4 protein-coding genes are annotated in these 3,608 nt (G+C 40.3%); all 4 read right to left on the bottom strand.

Annotation, left to right across the window (positions count from 1 at the left end; translation table 11 throughout):
* A partial coding sequence (locus ACRCJ0_RS10700; RefSeq protein ID WP_431390428.1) for an ABC transporter ATP-binding protein occupies positions 1-714 on the bottom strand: 714 nt, incomplete at its 3' end.
* Positions 698-1,879, bottom strand: a complete 1,182-nt coding sequence (locus tag ACRCJ0_RS10695; RefSeq protein WP_431390427.1) for an ABC transporter ATP-binding protein — start codon at positions 1,877-1,879, stop codon at positions 698-700. The genes ACRCJ0_RS10700 and ACRCJ0_RS10695, both read right to left, overlap by 17 nt.
* Before the next feature lie 14 nt (positions 1,880-1,893).
* The gene (opp3C, locus tag ACRCJ0_RS10690) at positions 1,894-2,934 is read right to left on the bottom strand and encodes an oligopeptide ABC transporter permease (protein ID WP_431390426.1); all 1,041 of its coding nucleotides are present in this window, start codon (positions 2,932-2,934) and stop codon (positions 1,894-1,896) included.
* A 1-nt stretch (position 2,935) separates the two neighbouring features.
* Positions 2,936-3,608 (bottom strand): ABC transporter permease (locus tag ACRCJ0_RS10685; protein WP_431390425.1); only part of this gene is annotated, 673 nt, incomplete at its 5' end.

Raw genomic sequence — 3,608 nt, 5'->3', positions numbered from 1 at the left:
TTCTACTATTTTACCCATATACATTACGGCAATACGGTCAGAAATGTATTTCACCATTGAAAGGTCATGGGCGATGAATAGGAATGTTAAGCCAAAGTCCTTTTGTAATTCTTCAAGCAAGTTAACTACTTGGGCTTGAATCGATACGTCAAGGGCTGAAATTGGCTCATCCGCTACAATCATTTTTGGTGCCACTGCAAGTGCACGTGCAATCCCGATACGTTGACGTTGTCCACCAGAGAACTCATGTGGGTAACGGGTAGCGTGTTGTGGGTTTAACCCAACTTGTTCTAGTAAATCAGCGACTTTCGCTTTACGTTCAGTTTTTGTCTTCACTAAACCGTGAATTTCTAGACCTTCAGCAATAATGTCTTCAACCTTCATACGAGGGTTTAAAGATGCGTACGGATCTTGGAAAATCATTTGGATATCTTTACGGAAGTCTAACATATCACGACGGTTTTTTAATGAAGCAATATCTTTCTCCTCAAAAATGATTTCACCTGAAGTTGGTTGGTATAAACGCATAACAGCACGTCCGGTAGTTGTTTTACCAGAACCAGACTCACCAACTAAACCAAATGTTTCACCTTTGAAAATGTCAAAAGAGATATCGTCAATGGCGCGTACTTCACCTTTTGAGCCTTCATTGAAGTATTGTTTTAAATTTCTAACTTTTAAAATTGGTTCTTGCTCATTAGCCAATTGCGTCATCTCCTTCCATATCTACTCCACCTGTAGCGATTACACCTTCAGTATCAGCTGATGTAACCACTTCAGTATGCTCATCTAACTCAGCTTGAGGTGCACCATCGTTGTAGCCTTCTGGCACGATACCTTTTGATAGGCTTTCGTAGATTCTGTGACGACGTTGAATTTCAGCTGGCTCTTCTACTGCTGGTGCATCTGGGTGTAATAACCAAGTTGCAGCGGCATGTGTTGGCGATACTTGGAACAACGGTGGTTCTTCCTCATAATCAATTTCCATCGCGTATTCAGAACGTAAGGCAAAGGCGTCACCTTTTGGCGGATCCAATAAGTCTGGTGGTGTACCAGGGATTGAAACCAATTTACCTGCAGTATCTAATGTTGGCATTGAACCGATTAGCCCCCATGTATAAGGATGTTGTGGGTTGAAGAAGATTTCGTCCACATCACCGTATTCAACGATTTTACCAGCGTACATAACGGCCACACGGTCAGCAACGTTTGCAACAACACCCAAGTCATGTGTGATGAAAATGATTGATGTATCAATTTTATCTTGTAATTCTTTCATTAATTCAAGAATTTGTGCTTGTATGGTTACGTCTAAAGCCGTTGTTGGCTCATCCGCAATTAAGACACGCGGGTTACATGCCAAGGCAATCGCAATAACGATACGTTGACGTTGTCCACCTGAGAATTGGTGTGGATAATGGTCCATACGTTCGTGTGCTTTTGGAATACCTACTAATTCTAGTAATTCTTCCGCTCTTGCATAGGCTTCTTTTTTAGATTTATTTTGGTGTAAGATAATCGGTTCAGCAATTTGCTTACCAATTTTCATTGTAGGGTTTAATGAAGTCATCGGATCTTGGAAGATCATGGCGATATCTTTACCACGAATACCTTGCATCTCTTTTTCAGATTTCTTCAATAAGTCTTCGCCGTTAAAAAGGATTTGACCACCTTTAACATCAGCGTTATTGGCTAATAAGCGCATTACGGTACGAACGGTTACAGATTTACCTGATCCAGACTCACCTACGATTGCTAACGTTTCCCCATGTTTCAAGTCAAAGTTCACTTTACGAATGGCTTGAACATCACCAGAATACGTTTTGAAATTAATTTCTAAGTCTTTTACTTCTAAAATGTTTTCTGTTTTATTACTCAATTCTGCTCAACTCCTTAATCATTCGTTTTTGGATCTAGAGCATCACGCAAACCATTTGCTAACATGTTGAATGCAATCATGACGATACAGATTACACCCGCTGGGTACCACATTAAATGAGGCAAGAATCTAAATGTCTTGTACCCATCATTGATTAATGTACCTAGAGAAGCATTTGGTGCTGGAATACCTAAACCGATGAAACTCAAGAACGCTTCGAAGAAAATCGCAGACGGAATTGAGAATACTGTTTGGATAATAATGATACCTGACAGGTTAGGTAAGATGTGACGGAAAGAAATTTTCCATGCAGATTCACCTAAAGAGCGGGCAGCCAAGATGTACTCTTGGTTTTTAATTTTCATTGTTTGCGCACGAATTACACGAGCCATTGAAATCCACTCTGTAATTGCTAATGCAATGATGATTGACATGATACCTGGTTGTAATACTAATAACATTAGGATTACGATAACCAAGTTCGGTACACCTGATAGGATTTCTAAGAAACGCATCATGATGTTGTCAATACGACCACCATTCCAACCTGAAATAATACCGTAAGGTACACCGATTACTAAGTTGAATAAGGCAGCCATCATACCGATGAATAGCGATACACGTGTACCGTATAAGACACGTGATAATAAGTCACGTCCTAAAGCGTCAGTACCTAAGTAGTAGTAAACGCCCTCTGGTACATTATTGGTAGCGTATTGGTCAATAGCTGTTCCGGCTACTTCTGATTTACCATCAAACCAAGCAACATTTTCCAATCCAGGAATCTTTGGTGGTAGGTTGGCAAAGGCTACGTTTTGCGCATTTGGATCTGCAGGTGCAATCACTGGCGCCAAGATAGCAAGAATGACGATAATGATCAATACCACTAGGGATACAATCGCTACTTTATTTTTCTTTAAACGACGCCAAGAATCTTGAAGGAAGTTCAATGATTCTCCAGCAATTTGCTCACGTTCAGCGACGTGGTCATGTTGCGTAGCTGGGCGGAATTTGTCAGCTGCAATTGATTTATATGATTGATTGTTTTCAGCCATCTTATTCCCCTCCTTCATTACTTACACGAATACGTGGGTCTACGATACCGTATAACACATCTACAATTAATAACATTGACACTAACATGAATGAGTAAAGAATTGTGATACCCATGATTGTTGGATAGTCATTTGTTTGGATTGATTTAACGAATTGCTCACCAATACCAGGAATTGCGTAAATGTTTTCTACTACCATTGAACCTGTCATCAAGGCAACTGTTAATGGCCCTAATAATGTTAATAATGGAATTAAGGCATTACGTACACCATGTTTGAAAGCTACGGCTGTTTTGCTTAAACCTTTCGCACGCGCTAATTCAATATAGTCTGAATTCAATACGTCGACCATTTCGGTACGGATGAAACGACTCGAATCGGCTAATGGCGAAATGGCCAATGCTAATGTCGGTAAGACTGTTGCTGCAAATGAACCGTTCCATAAAGCGATTGGGAACCAGCCTAGTTGTACGGCAAATACTAGTTGTAGTAATACCGCGAAAACGAAGTTAGGAATTGAACGACCTAAGATAGCCACGAATGTTGCGGTTGAGTCAATCCAAGTATTCTTGTACATAGCTGAAATAACACCTAGTACGATACCAAATGATGTACCGAACAAGATTGCTTGACCACCCAATTGTAATGACGGTCCAATACGGCTACTTAATAAG

Source organism: Aerococcus sp. L_32, from assembly GCF_050689315.1.
This window is presented reverse-complemented; position numbering and strand designations above follow the sequence as displayed.

Excerpts from the sequence above, each read along its gene's own strand:
- opp3C (WP_431390426.1), bottom strand. The coding sequence starts at position 2,934 with ATGGCTGAAAACAATCAATCATATAAATCAATTGCAGCTGACAAATTC.